This is a genomic window from Natronocalculus amylovorans, from assembly GCF_023638035.1.
Lineage (GTDB): Archaea > Halobacteriota > Halobacteria > Halobacteriales > Haloferacaceae > Natronocalculus > Natronocalculus amylovorans.
Genome location: NZ_JAKRVX010000004.1, coordinates 28,362 through 49,529, shown reverse-complemented (window position 1 = coordinate 49,529; position 21,168 = coordinate 28,362). Strand labels below are relative to the sequence as shown.

Here is a 21,168-nt window from a genome sequence, read left to right as displayed (position 1 = left end):
CAATGGGTTCAAACTGGTAGCAAGGAGGGTTCCACGCGCCACCGTGCGCGGGGTTATCGATTTGTTCCGTTCGTGTACACATACCGCCATCGCTGAAGTATTGCTCGCGTGACGAGCGTGATTGCAGAGACCGTGATGCAGGAACGCTCAACAGGGCGAGTTGGAGCATCCGGTGGTGGATGGAAGTGTCGTCTTGGCGCATTCGGTTTGGGGTGACAGTCGAATCGGAAATTCCGATCGTGGGAGTCGCTGTAGTGGGCGGCGTAGTTCCCTGTCAGACTCCACCGCACGTCGATACGACAAGCCGTTGCGTTTCCAATCCCGTCAGATAGTTCGATCGAGAGGGTATGTGGATTGACTGGATCATCCAGTGACGCCGAAGTGACTAACGGTTCCATTTCGAGGAACAGATCTCGAATTTCGCGCAGTGCGCCAGCATCAATTGGACCAAACGTCTCGGAGTGATCTCTGGGTGGAGGATTCTGAGCGGGTCGATCGCCGTCAGTCATACGGTAACGTATGTATCGCCGTTACCATCGTCGTCTGCATCCGCACCAGTGAGATGACCACTCTGACTCGCCTCACCAATCGCGAGTGCAGCGTGTGCGAGTGCGAGGTTGCGTCGGGTCGTTTGCCAGGTGGTGAGTATTGTGCCCTGGTCACTGTCGGCATCATCTATATCCAGCTCTCGAGCAAACTCCTCGGGTGACTCAACACCGTATTCTTCACGCCATTCTCGTATTTCTGTTTTCATGTCAGTGATCCCAGAGGCGATTTCTTCGGGCGTTAGTTCCGAAAGCAGCGACTGTGCGTGTTCGGTGACGATCGCAGTCTCCGATCGGCGGTACAGTGTCGTCTGCCCGTCTTGAGATGTCGTTACCTCACCCGAGTTCGTGAGTGTCCGCACATGTTTCCGTGCAGTGGTTGGCGAGACACGGGCGCGATCAGCAATCTCCGTTGCAGACACGGGAGTGTAGGTATGGCGGATGATCTCGTATACTCGTTCAAACGGTGTGGTCTCCTCAATCCACTCCGCTACAACAGCGTCGTTCACATCATCGTGTTCGGGTGGGGGCGTATCCTCGGGCATCGTGTGATAACATACGGTAGCGTAGTATAATAATTTGCAGATTGCTATACTAACGTAGAAAATGCTGTGCCAGTGCATTTTGATCGATCGCCGATCGTGTTATCAATAGGCTCTGGGAATACTCGCAGACAACCTTTTGTATACAGAATAATAATATGTATACATGCCTTCAATCAGCGCCAGAATTCCGGATGACGATAACGCAGAACTCGAAGCAGTCATTCAACTCTTGGATGAAGAAAAGAGTACGGTCATCCGGAAGGCCCTCTCTGAGGGCTTACAATCACTCCGCCAGCGGGTTGCAATCGAGCAATACCAGTCTGGGGAGATATCTGTGAATCAAGCAGCACGAGTTGCTGGTGTGAGTCTTGCAGACTGGCTGACGATCGCTCGTGAACATAATTTGACGACGCAACTAGCACCGGCTGATTTGGATGAGGACGCGGCAGCTGCGCGTGAGTTATGACGCGTATTTTTGTTGATGCAACCACCCTCATCGCTCTCGGGACGATCGGAGAGCTTGCGCTTCTCACAAACTTTTCTGGCGACCTTGTCGTGGTACCACGCGTCCAACACGAAGTCACGACAGAGCCTGCACAGACAAATCTTTCAAGATTCATTTCGAGGTACGATATCGCTCAGACAGACCCACATATTGCGTCCTTCCGTGAGCAGTCAATGAAAACACTTGGAGAAAAGACGCCAAATGGAGATGTTGACATCATCGCAGCCGTACTTGGTCACACTGCTGATACACAATCAGTTGGTGTTGTCTCAGACGATCGCCGTGTCCGAACGGTTGCGCGTGGACTCGGTGCCACAGTGACTGGGACGATCGGTGTGGTTGTCCGAGCCGTTTCTACGGGCGTCTCTGCACAGACCGGACGGGACATCATTGATCGGATCGATTCGAACGGACTCCATATGACGGGGAGTCTTCGCCAACAGGCGTATACATTGATTGACGACGCAGCGGACTCACCACCCGAATCGTGACCGTCACTGACTAGATGGCTGCGTAGTCGCATCAACACCAAACAGCTGTATGTCCTGCCGATCGACGATGAATACAATACTAGAAACCGTCATACCGACCGAGTTGACGATTGCTCGTGGACGCGAATCGACTCGAGGTATTCGCTTTATCGGCTGTTGACATCCTCCTCGCGTTGAAGGCGAATTTTTGCACCTGTTCATCCGATAAACACAAACCGGGGACGAAAACAATTGGAGTCAAAGAGGATGTATATGACCGTCTGAAGGCCCGGAAAAGAGACGGAGAAAGTTTCACAGACCTTGTTGACCGTCTCTTGGATGAGGCACAAACTGATTAGCGGGATGGGTTTGAGTTCCTTGACCCGAAAGAAGCGACGGAGTTGGAGCGAACCGTCGACAGTCGTATCACGTAGGCAGGTATTTGTCTCCGATCGAATCCAAGACAGACTCCTGCAGAGGGGTGGATATCGACGAGATGTTCGACCGATCGAGTGTGGAAATTTGAGCACGTAATGCAAAAATGTTCTCTGTCACAAACACAGAATCTCAGACAAAGCGTGGTGACTCGTGTTTGCAACACAAATCGACTGTTCCTACCAGCGACCGATCCAGTAGCCTGCTGTGAGCACGGCTCCGCTGAGCCATATTTCATGGTGTGCACCCTCGGTAAGGTCGACTGTGAGACGTTCGTTTTGAGCGCTGCCAATGACACGGATTTCTGCGGAGGCGGCATCAGAGTTTCTAAACCATTGTCCACGCTCAAAGCTCTTATTCCAACTGTAGAGCTCGTCATCAGTGCCATCTCTGACGGTTATCTCAGCAACGTATCCTCCCATATTGAACACCGACATTGTAATGTTTTCTCTGTGATATGGCATCGCAGGGTCATATTCGTCCGCGTAGTACCAGCCTCGGAATCGCATCCGATGTGCATCAACCCAGTCAGGCTCGCCATCGCCAGCAGACCCCGCAAGATCGCTCCCGCCACTAGGCTCTTCTATCACATCCGTCGATTGAATTCTGATATCCCCATTTTCTGGCGGTCCATCTGAAGCGTCAGTTTCCGCTGATCCAGGTGCACCAAGACAGCCTGCAAGTGCGGCTCCAGTTACTGCAGCTCCAGCTGCCAATAGATCACGCCGTGAGTGCCATCGATCATTCATACAAAGATGAATATCTCTCACATCATAACCTTGATACCTATATATCATGGTAGTCGTCAATTTGTGGTCATAGCGATCGCAGAGAAAATGCCTCAAACCAGCGATTTGAGAGGTATGTGACGGAAACAGGTGACGTATCGTTATTATATCTCACAGAGAAAATACAAAACAGCAGTACCTACCACCGGCCGATCCAGTAGCCGGCTGTGAGCACTGCACCGCTGAACCAAACCTCGTGGTGTTTGCCCTCAGTGAGATCGATCGTGAGGCGTTCGTTTTGTGCGCTTCCAACAACACGAATCTCAGCTGCTGCAATAGGATCATCAGCATATACATTGGGGTTACGAAACCAAAAATAGCGCTCATGAAATAATTGAAAACGCGAACCGGCACCATCTATGGGTCTCGGTCTGCCAGAAAATCTGTTACCATCAAAATCTACCAGTGTAGTCTCAATTACATATGCGCCCTTGTTTATTACTGATAATTTAACATCTTGCGTATGATATGGTGCTGACGGTTCATACTCATCCGCATCATACCAACCTCGGAATCGCATCCGATGTGCATCGACCCAACTAGGTGCGTCACCACCAGCAGATCCTGCAAGCTCGCTTCCTCCAGCGGGCTCCTCTGACCCATCTGGAGTCTGAATATCGCCATCTTCAGTTGCATTTTCTGTGGGCTGCTCCGATCGATCTGTCTCACTAGATGCTGGCGCACCAAGACAGCCTGCAAGTGCGGTTCCAGTTACTGCAGCTCCAGCTGCCAATAGATCACGCCGTGAGTACCATCGGTCATTCATACAAACATGAATATCTCTCACACTATAACCTTGACACCTATATATCATGGTGGCGATCGATTTCTAGCAACGATTTTGAGTGGCGTACCTCAGGGACAAACACAGAGGCACTCGTCTTATATTGCTTGTCCACGCAGAAAGAGACACACGAGTATGTCGAAGCGTATTGGAATCGATCGCGAGGAAGCTCTTGACGCAACGGTCAAACCATTCTGGAACCGCGCCCACGGTCGCGTCGTACAACGCTGGTGTGGAACAAACGCGAAAGCCGATCGAGTCTCAAAATATGGAGGAGAAAAATATGAATAATACAACGAACGATTCCGATCGGACTGCCTCGATCGTTCGAACACTCTGTGAAGCCGAAAGAGGGGATGTGGTCCTTCGGTTTGATGGACCGATGAGCGCCCCGATGTCGAAATACAACGGGTCATCGTATCAAACAGATACACTTCCAAAGGCAACACTGAACGCAACAATATGGCGTGCTAGCGTCGAAGACGAGGGCCAAACGCTCATGTGCTTTGCAAAAATCGGGATGGATGAATTAGATCGAGTGGGTATTGACCCCGCAGTCGTGTACACCGAACCAGTTGACGAACAACCTGAATACTGTGTTGTTGATATCAATGCATCGCGAAAGTGGTGGTTGGAAGAATATGATGAATTGACTCGGGAAGAGGCAGAACAAGCAATCAAAGACGGGCGTACAGAAGAAGTTCTTCCCCCGTGGGATGGTCCCGTTACTGTCACGGTCAACGTTGAACGGACTGAAGAGTGTCTTGAGAAGTCGTACAACTCAGGATTTTACATCCAGTACGACCCCCCCACACATGAAATTGGAAATTTAATCGACGTTCGGATCAAGTGAGTCGAAGTCGCTTGGGAAGGCAGGGTGTGAAGTACCTCGGGGACAAGCCCCGAGGCTTCACCGTTTTGTCCATGCTGTCCAGAAACGGACGGATGGACGCAGGCGAATTTAATTCCCCTCGACCTCCCCGAAATGGGTCGGTTGGAATTAACACCCGAACACCCGTTGTGTCCGTGAGGGCCGGTCGCTCCACCACGACCCGACAACACCCGTCTCACCACGCCAAGAGCGCGGGTTTTGAGAGGTATCGCATTCCTCGCAACTGTACTCGTTAATATGGTGGAACTAGCAATAAAGCTTACACGATTCACCCTCGGGGTCAAGCCCCGAGGCACTCTCGCTGTATCTCTGTAGAACTTGATGGAGAGCACCGCCACAGCCACGATACTATGATGTATAGGTATCGAAGCTATCCGGTAGACAATTGTTATATAAGTATGAATAGCCGGTTACATTCACGACGTGATATATTAGCAACAGGCGCAGCGATGACTGGGGCAGCATTTGCAGGATGTCTTGGAGCACCTACGAGAGGAGAAACAGAAACTAGGGAAGAGGTCCCGGACAGCCAGAGTGATAATATAACCCTCGAAGAAGGCCTTGAAGAACCCGCTGGTGGCAGTGAGCTTGCTGGCTCGGCTGGCGACGGAAAACCCGATTGGATCGACGCACACAACATGCGATTCCGAGGCTGGTACTATGCTGATAATTATGAACCAGGCATATCATACCACCGACAATATATTAGATTGGCCATTGTCAATCGTGCAGGCTACACTGTTCACATTGAAGTCCTAGATGATATTGGAAATACATTACATGATCGCCGCCTGCCTTTTGCTAACGGGTGGTATTTCAGCAATCTGAATGCTCGGACTGCGAAAATACGTGTTCTCGGAAGTGCACAGAGTGAGGCAATCGAAATTGATCTTGCGTCGGGTGCACAGCATGAGGTTTGGTTCAGTGGCGCGGTCCTCACTGCGAGCTACTGGGTTGGCCGGTGGTGACTGTTTTTAGCTGAGGAAATTTCGTAGTACCTTGATATATAGGCACCTGACTTATACATAATCCAACCATTCAGAAATCATGAACAAATCGTGGCACTCTCGACGAAAGTTTCTTGCAACCGGTGCAACACTAACTGGTGCAGCCATTGCAGGTTGTATTGGAGCACCTGCAACCGGAGAAACGGATGCTGGAGAACAATTTGCAGATGAGGGGGAGGTCAATACAAGTCTCGAAGATAGCCTTGAAGAGCCTGGTAGTGGCAGTGACCTTGCTGGCTCAGCTGGTGATGGAGAGCCTGATTGGACTGATGCACACAATATGCGATTCCGAGGCTGGTACTATGCGGATGAGTATGATCCTGCAATGCCGTATGAAAGACGCAATATCCAACTAGCATTTGTTAACGCCGCAGGATACTCTGTTGATATTGCAGCCTTTGACGAGGACGGAAACGGGATAACTGACAACCGTCTTAACTTTGCCTACAGTTGGTGGTTCAACTATTCAGAAGCGGCAACGGTCGAAATCAATGTCGTAGGAAGTGCACAAAGCGAAGCACTTACCATCGATCTACCTGCGGGTGAAAAACATGAGATTTGGTTTGGTGGTGCGGTTCTTACTTCCAACTACTGGATCGGCCGCTGGTGACGATCGCTCGTTGGCGAAATGGTACTATTTCGACATGTGAATTTAGTGATAGGGGAGCAACACAATGTGAAGGTGAGACAGAGAGTGGTCTCGAACAAAACAAACCATTGTACGCAAACATATTGTCAAAATTACAATATATATATCTCGGTTGTTATCAGTAAGAGTGTACTATTTTATAAGTATAGGTATTGAACTTATATACAGATAGTTAGTAGACGGTACTAACGCTCCGTTTGCGATATTTCTCTGTGAGGGTTCTCCTCTGTAGGGTCGATTCGATTCGGTGCGCCCGACCTACACATGGCTATTCAACCACGACTTTCCAATGACAACTCTACGCACACACGCACGTACACACAAAACCGCGACTCGATCGACGGCACCCATCAACCACGATCGCAGCAGTTTCTTATTGCCTGTCTATTTGTGGGGAGTCTCTTGTTGGTCGGGTTCACTGTCTTTGCAGGGACTGCGATCGCAGAGACAGCACCTGAGTGTGAGATCGTAACCTATGAACAAGATGGCGAAACCTATCTCATCGAGAACGTCTCCCAACTGCAGTGTATCGAGTCGAACGGTATCGAGCTGAACGGTATCGAGTCGAACGGGCTTGACGATGACTATCGGCTTGTAAACGATATTGATGCAAGCGAGACAGAATCATGGAACGGTGGGTCTGGGTTCAACCCAATTGGAGGCGAAACAGTATTTACTGGTTCAGGCGAAACACCATTTACTGGTTCATTAGACGGTGATGGATACAGCATTACGGATCTATATATTAACAGATCGCACAGCGATACCACCGGTATTGGCCTGTTTGAATTGAACGAAGGGACAGTTAGCAATCTTTCACTTACAGTAAATATTCAGGCAAGAAACGCTGCTGGGACGCCGAATACAACAGGTGCGATCGCCGGCTTGAATGATGGTCTTATCACAAACGTTTCGGTAGATGCGTCGATCGACGGTGAATCGAATGTTGGTGGAATTACAGGTGTTAATGATGTTGGCGGAGAAATCACCAACACAAGAGTCGTTGGCTCAATAAACGGCAGCGAAAACGTCGGTGGTCTTGTTGGTCTCTTTGTTGTTCCTGAAAGCTCTCCACAGCTCAACACATCCTTCGCAGCAGCCAGTGTAACCGCGATCGATGAAAGCGCCGTCGGTGGTGCAGTTGGGGGCGCTGAAGATCCCGGTTTTGAGCCAGTTGATCCAGGAGACGTTGATTTCCAAACAGTCTACTGGGATAGTGATCGTGTTACCACGCCAAACGACTTCGGAACTGGGCTAGCAACCGATCGAATGACTGGGATGAACGTAACGGCGATGGATGGTCTCGACGGCTTCGAGTTCTATGACACATGGATTCCAACGGACTCGTACCCTGAACTCACCGGGGAGTTCTTTAGACAACTATCCGGTGATGGATCGACTGAAGATCCATACGTCCTTGGTGATGTGTATGACCTCCAAGCGATCGAAGCCGCACTGACTGCAAGCTACACGATCGAGACAATGATCGATGCGAGTGAGACAGAATTGTGGAATGATGGCGCAGGATTCATGCCGATCGGTCAAGAGACCGCATTCAGTGGCTCATTTGATGGACAGGGGAACATGATTGAAGGGCTGTCGATCGATCGGGATGGAGATAATGGAGTTGGATTCTTTTCAACAGTTGCAGAGACTGGTGAACTATCTAATCTCAGCCTTGTTGAAGCGTCAGTGACTGGCGTCAATGCTGTTGGGGGAGTAGTTGGTTTCCTAGATGGGTCTATATCAAACATAAATTATGAAGGTGAGACAACAGGGTTTACTCAAGTGGGTGGTATCGTTGGGGTTACAGCCACCGGTGCATCAGTAACCGATGTTGAGGCAGACGTTGTCGTTACAGGGGCAGAAGAGTTGGATACCGGAGACGAGGGTTCCATGGAGTCGATCGGTGGGGTTATTGGCCGTAATCTAGGGAATATCACTGATGTGACTGCCACCGGGACAGTTCAAAGTAATGGTGGCGATGGGATTGGAGGTGTTGTTGGTACAAGTGCAAATAGTGAAGACGCTGCTGGCGAAGTTGACCAAATCCAATCGGTTCAAGTAGACATTGAGGTAACGGCTACAGACTCCGATGATGTTGGTGCAATTATTGGAACCGCATCAGATTGGGTTGTAGTAACTAATGTCGTTGCAGCAGGAGATGTGAACGGTCAAAATTCGGTTGGTGGGATTGTTGGTAGGACAACAAGCGATGTTGTTAACGCTGTTTCAACTGCCTCAGTAAACGGTGAGGATGATGTCGGTGGTGCAGTCGGAAGAAATGACGGAATCGTTCTCAATACGACTGCGACAGGTGACGTTTCTGGTGAGACAAATGTTGGAGGCCTAATCGGACAGAATATACAAGTCAGTGGTGGGGGTGAAGTTACAGACTCCTCCGCACGTGGTGATGTTTCTGGAGACACCAGTATCGGTGGTCTAGTCGGACTAAATGAACTTGGAACGATCGAGAACACGTACGCTGTTGGGGACGTTGATGGAGACTCACAGTATGGTGGCCTCATTGGAACTATTGATGAAGGTATTGTTCGAACATCATACGCAGCAGGAGCCGTCACAGATGGTGGTGGCGGATTTGCTGGTGAACTCAACGCTGAACCAGATATCACTGATGTCTACTGGGATACTGCTGCAAGTGGTGTCGAAGATGCGCTTGGTGACGGTACTACTGAGTCAGTGAGTGGTTTGACCACAGACCAGATGCAAGGCGAGTCAAGTCTAACAGAGATGGAGTTTTCATTTAATCCTACGTGGATTGCAACAGACGAGTACCCAGAACTCGTTGACCACGTCTTAGATTACAGCGTCGAACTTGACCCAGCAGAGATCGCCGTCGAAGAAACAGCACAAGCAGCAGTCACAGTCGAACTCCTTGCCGATCGGAGCGTTACCGCAACTGAACCCGCATCGTATGTAAGCGACGATTCTACGATCGCAAGTATTACCGATCAGGGGTCGATCACTGGAGAAAGTGCTGGGACCGTACCACTCACTGCAGAAGCCAGCGGGTTTAGTGCTGTCGCAGATATTACGGTCTTTGAATCTGTGGAGGTCTCGGTTTCGTTTGATCCATCTGCCCCAGAAGAGGATGACTCCGTGACGTTCACAATTGAAATCACAGACCCGAACGGCGCATTCACTGAAGGGACGGTTGAATTTGAGTTTGATGATGAAGTCGTTCTAACCGACGATTATCTGCCCCCAGAAACCGGCAGCATAACGAGAGAATACGTCACTGATGAGCTGTCATCAGGTGAGTACACGTGGGCTGCATCAATTCAATCAGATACTGGTGCAACTGATACTGCAACCGGCAGTTTCACGATCGAAGAAACGTCCACACCAAGCCAGAGCACCCCTCGACCGAGCAGGTCAACCCCAACTCCGACTGAGACGCCAACACCAACTCCAACGCCAACTGAAACACCAATCCCAACGGAAGAGTCGTCACTGACAGACGCATCAACGGAAACGGAGACGGAGACGCCAGAACCAACCGAGAATGAAACGGAGACACCACAGGAAGCCGCAGCGGTTCCACCAACGAGTAGTGGATGGACCAATGCATCAAGAGTCGTTGTTGGCGGGGGTGCTGGAGCAGCGGCAGGCTGGCTTGGCATTGTGCTCTTCTCACGGACGGAGCTGTTTGCAGCAGCCGCACCAGAGAGCGTTGCCAAAGCGGTCGCCGCGGTTCCAGGTGCCGCATCGGCACTGCTTGCAGAGCCTGAACAGGCTGCATTTGTGGTCGGTGCAGTGAGTGTGGGAGGTGCTGACGACGGCGTCGAAGTTGGCGAGACGATTACATTCACGATCGCGATCGAAAATAAGGGAGATATCGTGGGTGCACGGATGATTTCGCTTGCATTAAATGAGGAGGAAGATTCACAAGCGCTCGAGGTTGAGCCACATGAAACGGAGCCGATACAGCTTGAATATGAGGTAAAACCGGAGGACGCTGGAAAGTCGCTTGGCTTTACGATCGACTGTGAGACCGATGCCACAGACGTGACGGTCGAAGTTGGAGGCGAACCGATCGAAGAGACAGATGAGACGGACGAGACAGACGAGACGGACGACGCAATTGATGAAGGGACGAAAACAGGGCTTCTCAACCAGATCTGGCTCAAGAAGGGCAAGATTCTCTCATACACCGCAGGAACGTTCGTCCTCTACATCGGATTCTCGAACGTGCAAGAGAACCTCCTCGCAGGCTCGCTAAGCATATTCTTAGGGTTTATGACGCTCCCACCGGTGCGTGCTCGGCTGCCAACATCGACACGGGTGCTCATCAGCCGATACGGAAAAATCACCTTTGTCGTGCTTGCCGCACTGTTAAGTGGGATTCTGTTCGACACCAGTGCACTCTTCGCAACGATCGAAGGGTTCCTTGGATTGTAACCGAATCGCTACCAGCGCTGGCAGTCCTTGCTGGCGGTGGCTTCGAAGACGACACCGTGATATCAGCACTGTTATCCTAACACAAATCCAACAATACAAGTAGATGAGTTTGTTATGACGCCGATACTCTATGTGACCGGAGACGAGCCACATGCCACATCGGTGACAACAAAACTCAAACACCAACCTGCCTACGAGGTACGTGCCGTCTCGACGGCAGCGGAAGCCACAGAGCTGCTTTCGAAGAAATCGGAAATTCAGTGTCTATTACTCCCCGAGACGCTCCCGAATACGGACGTCTTCGAATTCATCGAATCACTCACCCAGTCATACCCGGAGCTCGCAGTTGTCCTCTATCCAACAGACAGTTCGGAAGCGATCGCAAAGAAGGCAATTACTGCAAACGTCACCGAATACATTTCATATTCGGAGGCTGCAGGTCACATCGACGACCTTGTGGCCACAATTCAAGATGCGATCGAGCAGCAGTGGCCCATTGCGAGCCTTCATGAACGGATCAAAGAGCTCCATGGGATCCGGACCGTTGCAAGACTCTTGGAAGACCCAACCTCACGTGCAGTCAGAGATATTCTTGAAGACGTTGCGACAGAACTCCCCCAAGCGTTTCAGTATCCCGATGCCGCGGAGGTGCGGCTCACAGTTGGGTCTACCACCGTCCAAACGCCTCATTTTCAAGAGCGCGAAAAGATGCTTAGCGTTGCTGCGGACACCGCAACTGGAACACAGATTCGGTTAGACGTTGTCTATACCGAACCCAAACCGATCGCTGATTATGGGCCATTTCTCTCTGAAGAAGAATCATTCTGCGTTACAATTGTGACGCTGCTCAAAGGTGGTATCGAGCGCAGGACGTACGTTGACGAACTCGAAAAGAGCGAAGTCCTCTTTCGAGAGCTTGCAGAGAATCTCACGGAGGTGTTGTGGGTAAGCGACGCAAAAACCGAAACGATGCATTACGTGAATCCGGAGTACGAGAAAGTGTGGGGTCGATCGAGAGACTCTCTGTATGCAGACCCGCTCTCATTTATTGACTCGGTTCACAAAGCCGATCAACCGCGTGTCAGAGAGACCGTGAAAAACAAAGCGAAAGGTCACTATGATATCGAGTATCGGATTGTCCATCAGGACGGATCGATTCGGTGGATACACGATCGCGGAATTCCGGTGTTTGACGCGGATGGGAACCCGTATCGATTTGTTGGCCTCGCAGAGGAGATCACCAATCGAAAAAAGCGTGGACAACAGCTTGCCGTGCTCAATCGCGTCCTCCGGCACAACCTTCGCAACGATCTAAATATTATGATGGGGTATGCCGATCTCATTATCTCCAAAACCGACGGCGAGCCAGCAGCACACGCCGAAACGATCATTGATGTCGGTCATAAGGTGATGACCCTCACGGAAAAGCAACAGAAGATTGCAGCCCAAATCAATACAAATCATGAAGCCGTGACGTTCGATCTTAAACAGATGCTCACCGAAGTCAAAGATGATATCCAAGAGATCTACACGACGGCGACAATCACGATCACAGCACCAGATGACCTCTCAATTACGGTGACTCCTGAATTAGAGCATGCTGTTTTCGAACTCGTTACGAACGCCATCAAACACACCTCCGCACAAGCAACTGTTGAACTCGCTGGGACACATACCGATGACACCGTTACGATCGCAGTCTCCGATCAGGGCACGGGAATTCCGGAAGACGAAATCGCCGTGTTAGGTCAAACCGAGGAGCAACTCTTTCATGGCAGCGGCAGTGGACTCTGGCTTGTTCACTGGGTCGTCACAAACGCAGGTGGCACCCTCCATGTGGAGAGAAATGAGCCACAAGGGACGATCGTCAGGATACAGCTCCCGAACCAAACGGTCGCACAGCCCTAACTCACAGCGTTGCTTCAAAACAACCCAATCAGTTAAGCCGCGCGACAGTCCGGATATTCTCTGGATGATTCGCGAACATCCACTCCAGTCTGTGTCACTCGCGGTGTTCGCCTGTGCGATCGCAAATGGATTGATCTCGTCCCTTGTCCTGTGGGTATTCTTGCGCCGGTATTGACAATTGACTCAGGCACAGTCAGAGTTGCATGCCGGTCTGTCTTCGGAGTGACATCCCCGCCGAACGCGGCGTTGCAAGTCGCAGCGCATCTGGTGGGTAACCAGAAGCTAAGCGTTCTGTTGACGGCGTAAACGCCGGGTTTCTCTCGTTAAAAAGATAGGAATCGTCGGAGGAGACCGTGCTATTGCCGTCGGTGTAGACCGATCGTCAAAAGCAAGAGCGCAGTGAGCGCAACAGGTATTCCAAATCCAGGAATTCCATCGTCAGTCTCCATAGCGAGCGTTCCGGTTACCGTGGTTTCACCATCAACTGTGACTGCAACGTCCTCATCGACAAAGCCATCAGCGGCGATCGATGCAGTGTAGTCACCGTCAGCGAGTTCGAAGATTGCATCACCGTTTTCGTCGGTTGTTTCGGTTTGTCCGTCGATCGTGACGGTTGCATCCGCGATCGCGGAGTCGTCTTCATCAGTGACGGTAACGGTCACCGGTTGCTCACCGGCATCGACACTCAACACTGCGGTGTCTGTCGCTTCTTCACCTGCATCATTCGTCACCGTGAGCACTACGTCGTACTCGCCTGCGTCAGGACTGACATCGACTGTTTCATCTGTACCAACAACGTCGCCGTCAATCACCCACTCGTACGAAACAATCTCACCATATCGATCGGTTGATTCTGCAGCCGAAAGCGTCGCGGTGTCTCCGGCTGCAATCTCCGTTGGCTCGATTGCTGCAACTGCGTCAGGTGTCTCGACCGCACTCACAGCGAATGTTGAGAAACCAGGTGTTTCCGCTTCTATCGTCACCGTGTCGTCACCAATATCGCGTGATTCAACGTCGAGTTGCTCCCACTCACCGGATGCCAGACGGTAAGGTGTGTAGTCTTCTGGATCTGCATCTGGAACCGCATCCAGATCGACCGAGAAGCTAATCAGTGCAGCGGTGTCTTCAGCACCGTCAGGAACGGTAATGCGCTGCACAGTACCGGTTGAGCCTGGTGGATCTGATGCGTCAGGGTCGCTATCCTGTGCACGCTCAAAGGATTCGACTGTGGTGTCTCCGACGATCTCAGTAGAGTCGAACGAGACCGATGAGACTGAGACGTTCTCAAACCGTGCAGTCGATCGGTTTGTCTCTGTATCAACGCTTACCGCTGCTGTGGATGAGCTAACGGGGTCGACAACATCCTCTTCAGGATCGTCTGCTGGATCATCCTCGCCCTCTTCATCTGCCTCGTCTGCATCGTCATCGTCATCGTCAGCAGGCGGTGGTGATGGATCGCTTGGTGGCGATGGTGCTGGATCATCGTCATCTGCTTCTTCGGCTTCGAGTGTCACATCAAGCCTGTCAGCCGCAGACACAACTGCTGCGTCGATCTCACCAACGGTATCAAGCGTTTCAGTGAACGTTACGGTTTCAGTATCGCCTGCGTCAATATCGATCGTCTCGGTATCGACTTCGTCACCATCGATTTCAAATGAGAGCGTGTCACTTCCTGAATCACCAGTATTCGTGACTGAGACCGCAACCGTTGCTGTCTCGCCCTCTTCAACGGCGAGTGTCGAATCGTCTTCATCGAGCGCTAGGTCGAACACAGGAATGTCTATATCATCGCCAGCGAGTGTAATCTCTTCAACTGCGCCAGATTCCCACGTCACGGAGTCTGGATCAGTTTCTACCTCTTCACCTGCGACTAGGAACGTCACTTCTTCGCCTGCTTCATCATCACTTGCGTTAACAACCAGTTTGTCGTCACCTACTGCAGGTCCACCGAACGCTCCGTCTTCAGTAACGGTGATTGACCCACGTTCTTCGCCATTGACTTCAGCGGTGATTACGGTCCCTTCTGGGACTGGCTCACCACCGATCGTCGCTTGCCCGTAGTAGCTTGCAGGAATTGGTTCTGGGCTATCTTCCTGTGCAACCACTGATCCAACTCCGCCAACTGCAACGACAGAGAGCAGCATTGCGATCGCTATCAGAACTGTAAACAAGCGCTTGTGTTGCCCGCTCATGTATTATCAGTCTCCATTATTTTTCTCATTGATAAGTTGTATAAATAAAAATGGGCGTTTTTTTAGAGTCCTGCAACAGCAACCGTTGCTGGAGCAGTCATCGACGCTTGCTCATCGTCGTCAACTGTAACTTCTCCTGAATCAACGACTGGTACGAGCTCATCACCATCAAGCGTCAAGATCGGTGGCGTTGAGAGCGGCTCGCCACTTGGCCCTACGTGGAGCATTGCAACGAACTCATCGGATTCCTCGAGTTCTTCCTCGAGTTCGATCGTTACTTCCTCATTTTCACCAGTGATTGTTTCTGATTGGCCAACGGCCTCATCACCAATAATGTCCCCATCCTCGGTTGTTGGATGTAGGTCAACGACAAATTCCGTGTCATCATCCATTCCATCAACTAAATTGGCGACAGAGACGTTCACTTCCTCAGCACCGGCATCAACATCCTGATCGCCGAACTCGAGTGTTGCTGCAAAGATTGATGCAGCATCGTTCACGAGAAGGTTCTCCTGGCTGCTGTCGGTATCCATTGATTCGAGATCATTTGGATTGCTCGTAACGTGCGCAACATGTGTTCCCGCCGTCGAATCGACTGGGACTGTAACGGATTCGTTTGCAAGCGACTCCTCGAGTTGTACCGATCCAACTTCGTTGAGATCTGTATCAGTCACGACAACATACAGACCAGCACCGGCACTTACATCATCAACAAGGATTGCATCCTCGCCGTCAGCGTCAGTGCCAAGTGCTTGCTCGTTTAGCTCAACGTTTGTCGACGTGATTTCGATCGGTGCGGTCTCATAATCATCGTCAGTTGAGACGCGGTGTTCGAACTCACCAGCACCGATATCTTCGGAATCAACAGGACCAAAGACGATGGTCTCTGTTTCTCCGCCTTCGATTTCAACATCTTCCGCTGCAATCTCGTCTCCATCAAACTCGAAGGTCACAGTTTGTGTTGCAGTGTCGTCACGGACATTTTTGATCGTCGCTTCTGCCTCGAAGCTCTGTCCAAGAAGGACTGACTCAGGTGCGTCGAGCGACTCGATCATGAACCCTACATCAGGGACAATCTCTACCTCAGCTGAATCAACAACTGGTGCAAATCCACTCCCTGCTGCAGCGGTGAGTGCAGGTGTCGAAAGAGGTTCTTCAGAGTCGCCGAGATGGATCATTGCAACATACTCGTCAGTTGCCGTGATATTCTCGTCAAGATCGATACTCACATCAGTGTTTTCGCCAGTGAGGTTTGCGGATTGTCCGACTGCCTCATCCGCGATGATGTTTCCATCTGCATCTGTTGGGTGCAGATCAACGGTGAAGTTCCGTTCATCATCCGCTCCATCAAAGACAGATGCTTCCTCGACAGTCACAACATCAGTTTCGCTGTCGAAGCTATCATCTTCAAATGTCAATACTGCATCGAGAACATCAGCATCGTCAGTAACAAGGACCGATTCCTCGTCGCTTGTGTCTGCTGATTCATCCGTAAATTCGGAGAGATCTTCTACAATGTGTGCGACATGCGTGCCAGGTGTTGCATCATCGACTGGAACAACAACATCTTCACCAACGACTCTGTCGTTAAGTTGGACCGCGCCAACTTCTGTGACGTCTTCGCCGTCTTCAGTAATAACAACGTACTGACCAGCTTCTGCAGTCACATCTTCAACAACGACTGCTTGGTCACCCTCTTCATCAACACCGACTGCCTGTTCGTTGAAGCTAAGCTCAACCTCATCGATTTCTGGAATGACCTCAACGTCGATCGCTTCGGTATCTTGGAGGTCAGCTCCTGCTGCGTTCGTGATGACCGCAACCTCTTGTGGTGCAACTGGTTGCTGTTCGGAGACAACATCGGTGACAGTCACGGTTTCGGATTCACCCGGTTCAAGCTCGATCATCTGTGAGCTAATGGCAAATGTATCCATCTCCGATCGTGCTAGTTGGACATTCTGTCCGAATTCAACCTCAACAGCCTGCATTGCTGTTTCAGCCCCAACGTTGGTGACTGTGTATTCAACCTCGAACTCTTGACCTGGTTCGAGTGTTGTTTCACTGATTTCAAAGTCATCAATTTGGAAGAACCGCTCTTCTTGCAATGTGACGGAACTATCATTATCTGCTGTTACACGGTCATCAACGAAGCCGTCTGCTTCAATCGAAAGTACTTGTTCTTCATCTTCTGGAAGGTGGTTCAAACCAATGATACCATCAGACCCAGTTGAAGCATCTGTGCTCACAGTTGCAAATGACGTGTTCTCAACAGTGACAGATGCATCAGTGATAAGCTGATCACTATTCTCACCGACAATATCAACAGAGAACGCCTCTGTATCAAGGTTCAGTCGTTCATTTGCGTCTGCAAGGGAGAGACCGTCGTACAGCTCTCCTGAGTGGACACCGTCATCATCAACGAAGACAAAGTATCCAGAGAATGGGTTTACAACCTCGGACCCAACATCATCGAACAGCGATCCATCACTGAACTCACCGTCGATCGCCATTCCTGAGGCTGGTTCAGTGTGTGATCCTATCTGGAGGATACGGAGTTCCTCTGAAGTGGTCACAAACGCATTATCTGGTGTATTGTACGAGGATGGTGCAATGAAGTTCCATCCTTCTTCGATGTTCCGATCGACAGGCGCTGCAGTGCTGCTATCGCCAGCATCACCCGCGAGTTCGATCGATGCATTTGCGTCTTCAGTTGGAATGACGACGAGTGCATCGAGTGCACTAACACTGTCATCAACTGCTGCTTGTGTCCAACCACCAGTTTCGGGATCGTATGCGTAGATGACTCCTTCAGTATCTGCCTCGATTACGTCACCGACAGTATCACCCTCAATTGGGCCTGGAATACCGATCGAGTAGACCTCGTCAGCATCCATCGAGAACTCATAGACAGGATCGCTTACAAGTTCGACATCTGCTTGGACTGGTCCATCTTCAACATCAACCTCTGTTTCTGTGGTTACGTATCCATCGTGTGCAACTTCGACAGTGTATGTTCCTGGTAGTTCGGGACCACCAACATCATATTCACCTGATACACCACTAATGCCGACGAACTCTTCACCGGCAGGGTCAGTGACGGTTACAGTTGCACCGACGATCGGTTCACCAGTATCTACATCAGTGACAGTACCGGCTGAGCCGGTTGCGCCAACAAACTCCGTTGTTTCGACACCACTTTCAACCGTAGAGCCGTCTTGGAAGACATCTACCCTGTGATTAATACTTATGCCAGGATCGCCAATAACAAACCAATTATATGGTCCGATATCTACCTCAACAGTCTCTCCTGCCCCAACAGTGACTTGTTCTGGGAACAGACCGAGTGGTGGCGAAATAATTGAGTGTGCGACAGTAACGTCTTGAGTAAAGTCACCTGGGTTTTCGAGAGTGACAGTTCCAGCAAGCGATGGCTGGCTCGGGATAACTTCATCAGCCGCGTCAAACTCAACGAGTTCGACGTTTTCTGGTTCAGCATCCTCAGCAAGTACTTGAGTCACACCTGATGAGACGTCTTCAATATCCGAACCAGAGCCAGTGAATGTGTGTACGAGCTCTAGACTTTCACCAGCATCAGCATCTGTTGTGACGCTGATTACTGCTTCACCAGTAAAGAGATCTTCTTCATCAGTAAGGTCTGTTGGCACTCCGAGTTCGATTTCGTCTTCACCGAGCATCACAGTCACATTCTCTTTTGAAACTGTGGAATCCTCGCCAAAGTCGACAATAATCTCTTCAATGTTTGCTGCATTGACAGCAATGTCAAAGCCATCTCCAGACGCAACCTCTGGTGGCTGCGATTGGAGTAGCTCAACAGCAGCAACGTTACTCAGTTCGAGCGATACTGTTTCAGTTTCACCATCACCGACAGAGACGGTTTCGCTGGCCGTTTCACCAAAGCTGTCGACGGAGAATTCGTATTCTCCAGCGACAACGTCAACGACAAACTCTCCATCGTCATCCGTTTTGACGCTTCGAATACCAGGATCGTCAACGTCAACAATCTGTTCACCGACTGCGTCCTCGCCATCGGTTACCTCGCCTTCGATCGTGGCAGTGTTTTCATCAAGGTAGATGAACGCTGCATACACGTCGGCAATTCCGTAGCCGTATCGGACATCAGCAACATCATCATCAAAGAGATTGTCTCCTTGTCCACTACTGACCATTTCAGCATCTCCGATCGTCGCACTACTAATCTCGGATGGGTTCGGTTTCGTTGCGGTCTCTTCAAGCAGGTCTTTCACCTCGGATGGTGAGAGGTCATGTTCGGACATGAGAAGTGCTGCAGCCCCGGCAACGTGTGGGGCAGCCATACTCGTCCCGCTGAGTGCAGTGTATTCATCATCGCCAGGGACATACGAACTCATAACATCCGCACCGGGTGCAGAAAAGTCAGGAGTAACGTACTCATCAGGCCAACTGCTTGGGGCGATTGTTCCCCATGTTGCCTCCGTATCAACCTCCGATCCGGTCGAAAAGTCAGTTACTTGCGCGTTTTCATCGGTTGCACCGATCGCAGAGCTGTTAAACACATTCGCAGGCGTTCCATCAGAGCCTGGCCCGTCGTTACCTGAAGAGGAGACTATGAGCGTTCCAGCTTCTTTGGCGTTCTTTACAAGATCAATGTAGATTGCGGCAAACCCAGCACCACCGAGGCTGAAGTTCGCAACATCTGCTCCTTGCTCGACTGCATTCTCAAGCCCACCAATAATTGCGGCAAGCGTCGTTCCACCGTCTGGATCAGGGAACACGTTGATCGGGATCAGTTCTGCATCGGGTGCGACACCGATACTGGTTCCGGAGGCGTCCCCACCGAGAACAGTTCCAGCAACGTGTGTTCCATGACCATTCTCATCAAACGGTTCGGTGTCCATTTCTAGACCGTTGAAGTCGAATGCAGCCCAATTATCATCGATTTCGTCACGATCGGCGAACTCAATATGATCTGCATTGATACCAGTATCAACAACTGCAACAGATGTGTCTTCACCTTGTGTATCAAAATCGTCCCACACGTTTGGAGCATTAATTTGTTCCAGCCCATACGTGTAGTCTGCGTCGCCAAATTCATTTGAATCGACGTCACCATCTGGTTCAACCAACTCTACGTTGTAGTTTGGATGAAGCTCGGATACACCATCAACTGATGCAATGTCATCGAGATCAGTCTCTTCTGTGTCGATCTCGACAAGTGCGGCGTTAACAAGCCAGAAACTGTTTATGATCTCGATTCCCTCATCCGACTCTGCATATCTTTCGAGGGTTTGTTGAGTAATTTCTGCGTCTTGTTTGAGTTGTTCTTGTTCATCTGAGACGGAGTCAACCTCATCTTCCACATTACTGCGGAACTGTGATGAGTCAGCATCTAATCTGACTAAGACTTCGGTTATTTCTCCGTTTGAATCCTCAGATTCAAGCTCAGATGAGACTTCAACCTCATCTGGAGATTGGGTCTGTACTTCATCTAGACTCGCATCTGGAATTTCTCCTGAATTGGAGGAGTCGACACCAGGTGCAGCCATTGCTACCGGTGTGGTGAGCATAATGGCTGCAAAAAAGATTGCGAGTACTGTACTAAATTTTGGGGAATAATTCATGTGCGTTAGCAACTGTAACTGTATATTATTCTGACTTATATCTTTTCCTGAAGGAATAGTGTGCAAATAATTAATAAACCGCTGAAAAAATGTATCGAGTTTATTCGTTTGTTAAAAATTATCAGTAATGCTACATTTAAAAATAACTTTGTCTCTACCATTATCAAGCTAAAATTCAAATTTCTATATATGTATCTAACCAATCACATTTTTAGTAAGAGCCGAAAATTAATATCTGAAAATAGCTGTAAGTTAATTAAAAATTTATAATATAATAAATAGTCGAATCAGATGTAATATTGTAAATATTCCTTGCGCACAATCTAATCATTGCATTTTTAATATCTCTCTTTTGTCATATTCTCCACACAATTTATTTCGTGCTATGATTGATGGATAAGTAACTTG

The 21,168-nt window shown here is 50.1% G+C and carries 15 protein-coding genes; 9 read left to right on the top strand and 6 right to left on the bottom strand.

Annotated elements, in window-relative coordinates:
* Positions 1-53: 53 nt before the first annotated feature.
* Positions 54-509 carry a toxin-antitoxin system TumE family protein gene (locus AArcSt2_RS10930; protein ID WP_250584582.1) on the bottom strand — a complete coding sequence of 152 codons (456 nt, stop codon included), beginning with the start codon at positions 507-509 and terminating at the stop codon, positions 54-56.
* Complete coding sequence (locus AArcSt2_RS10925; RefSeq protein ID WP_250584580.1) at positions 506-1,090, bottom strand: winged helix-turn-helix domain-containing protein; 585 nt, start codon at positions 1,088-1,090, stop codon at positions 506-508. Before AArcSt2_RS10925 ends, AArcSt2_RS10930 begins: the two co-directional genes overlap by 4 nt.
* Positions 1,091-1,253: 163 nt before the next feature.
* On the opposite strand from AArcSt2_RS10925, the gene AArcSt2_RS10920 reads away from it, so the two are divergent.
* The 3 genes from AArcSt2_RS10920 to AArcSt2_RS10910 all read left to right on the top strand — a co-directional run bounded on the left by AArcSt2_RS10920 (position 1,254) and on the right by AArcSt2_RS10910 (position 2,424).
* Positions 1,254-1,556 carry a UPF0175 family protein gene (locus tag AArcSt2_RS10920; protein ID WP_250584578.1) on the top strand — a complete coding sequence of 101 codons (303 nt, stop codon included), beginning with the start codon at positions 1,254-1,256 and terminating at the stop codon, positions 1,554-1,556.
* The gene (locus tag AArcSt2_RS10915; protein ID WP_174653257.1) at positions 1,553-2,086 is read left to right on the top strand and encodes a PIN domain-containing protein; all 534 of its coding nucleotides are present in this window, start codon (positions 1,553-1,555) and stop codon (positions 2,084-2,086) included. Before AArcSt2_RS10920 ends, AArcSt2_RS10915 begins: the two co-directional genes overlap by 4 nt.
* Before the next feature lie 116 nt (positions 2,087-2,202).
* Positions 2,203-2,424 (top strand): antitoxin VapB family protein, encoded by a 222-nt coding sequence (locus AArcSt2_RS10910; RefSeq protein WP_250584576.1) that lies wholly within the window; start codon positions 2,203-2,205, stop codon positions 2,422-2,424.
* Positions 2,425-2,679: 255 nt separating this feature from the next.
* Here the strand turns inward: AArcSt2_RS10910 and AArcSt2_RS10905 are convergent, their stop codons facing one another.
* Complete coding sequence (locus tag AArcSt2_RS10905) at positions 2,680-3,249, bottom strand: hypothetical protein (RefSeq protein ID WP_250584574.1); 570 nt, start codon at positions 3,247-3,249, stop codon at positions 2,680-2,682.
* Positions 3,250-3,427: 178 nt separating this feature from the next.
* Positions 3,428-4,054 (bottom strand): hypothetical protein, encoded by a 627-nt coding sequence (locus AArcSt2_RS10900; protein WP_250584572.1) that lies wholly within the window; start codon positions 4,052-4,054, stop codon positions 3,428-3,430.
* Positions 4,055-4,207: 153 nt separating this feature from the next.
* On the opposite strand from AArcSt2_RS10900, the gene AArcSt2_RS10895 reads away from it, so the two are divergent.
* The 6 genes from AArcSt2_RS10895 (at position 4,208) to AArcSt2_RS10870 (ending at position 12,950) form a co-directional block, all read left to right on the top strand.
* Entirely contained in the window at positions 4,208-4,363 is a 156-nt protein-coding gene (locus tag AArcSt2_RS10895) for a hypothetical protein (RefSeq protein ID WP_250584570.1), read from the top strand.
* Positions 4,356-4,925, top strand: coding sequence for a hypothetical protein (locus AArcSt2_RS10890; RefSeq protein WP_250584568.1), 570 nt, complete (start codon positions 4,356-4,358; stop codon positions 4,923-4,925). Before AArcSt2_RS10895 ends, AArcSt2_RS10890 begins: the two co-directional genes overlap by 8 nt.
* 488 nt (positions 4,926-5,413) lie before the next feature.
* Positions 5,414-5,932: a hypothetical protein gene (locus tag AArcSt2_RS10885; protein WP_250584566.1), complete on the top strand. Its 519-nt coding sequence runs from the start codon at positions 5,414-5,416 to the stop codon at positions 5,930-5,932.
* 79 nt (positions 5,933-6,011) lie between these two features.
* On the top strand, positions 6,012-6,581 hold the full coding sequence (locus tag AArcSt2_RS10880) for a hypothetical protein (RefSeq protein ID WP_250584564.1): 570 nt from the start codon (positions 6,012-6,014) through the stop codon (positions 6,579-6,581).
* A gap of 303 nt (positions 6,582-6,884) precedes the next feature.
* The gene (locus AArcSt2_RS10875) at positions 6,885-11,042 is read left to right on the top strand and encodes a GLUG motif-containing protein (protein WP_250584562.1); all 4,158 of its coding nucleotides are present in this window, start codon (positions 6,885-6,887) and stop codon (positions 11,040-11,042) included.
* A gap of 114 nt (positions 11,043-11,156) precedes the next feature.
* Positions 11,157-12,950, top strand: coding sequence for a hybrid sensor histidine kinase/response regulator (locus AArcSt2_RS10870; RefSeq protein WP_250584560.1), 1,794 nt, complete (start codon positions 11,157-11,159; stop codon positions 12,948-12,950).
* A 356-nt stretch (positions 12,951-13,306) separates the two neighbouring features.
* Here the strand turns inward: AArcSt2_RS10870 and AArcSt2_RS10865 are convergent, their stop codons facing one another.
* Both AArcSt2_RS10865 and AArcSt2_RS10860 read right to left on the bottom strand, forming a co-directional pair.
* Positions 13,307-15,142 carry a carboxypeptidase regulatory-like domain-containing protein gene (locus tag AArcSt2_RS10865; RefSeq protein ID WP_250584558.1) on the bottom strand — a complete coding sequence of 612 codons (1,836 nt, stop codon included), beginning with the start codon at positions 15,140-15,142 and terminating at the stop codon, positions 13,307-13,309.
* Between the two features lie 62 nt (positions 15,143-15,204).
* Positions 15,205-20,760, bottom strand: a complete 5,556-nt coding sequence (locus AArcSt2_RS10860; RefSeq protein WP_250584556.1) for a S8 family serine peptidase — start codon at positions 20,758-20,760, stop codon at positions 15,205-15,207.
* Between the last annotated feature and the right edge of the window lie 408 nt (positions 20,761-21,168).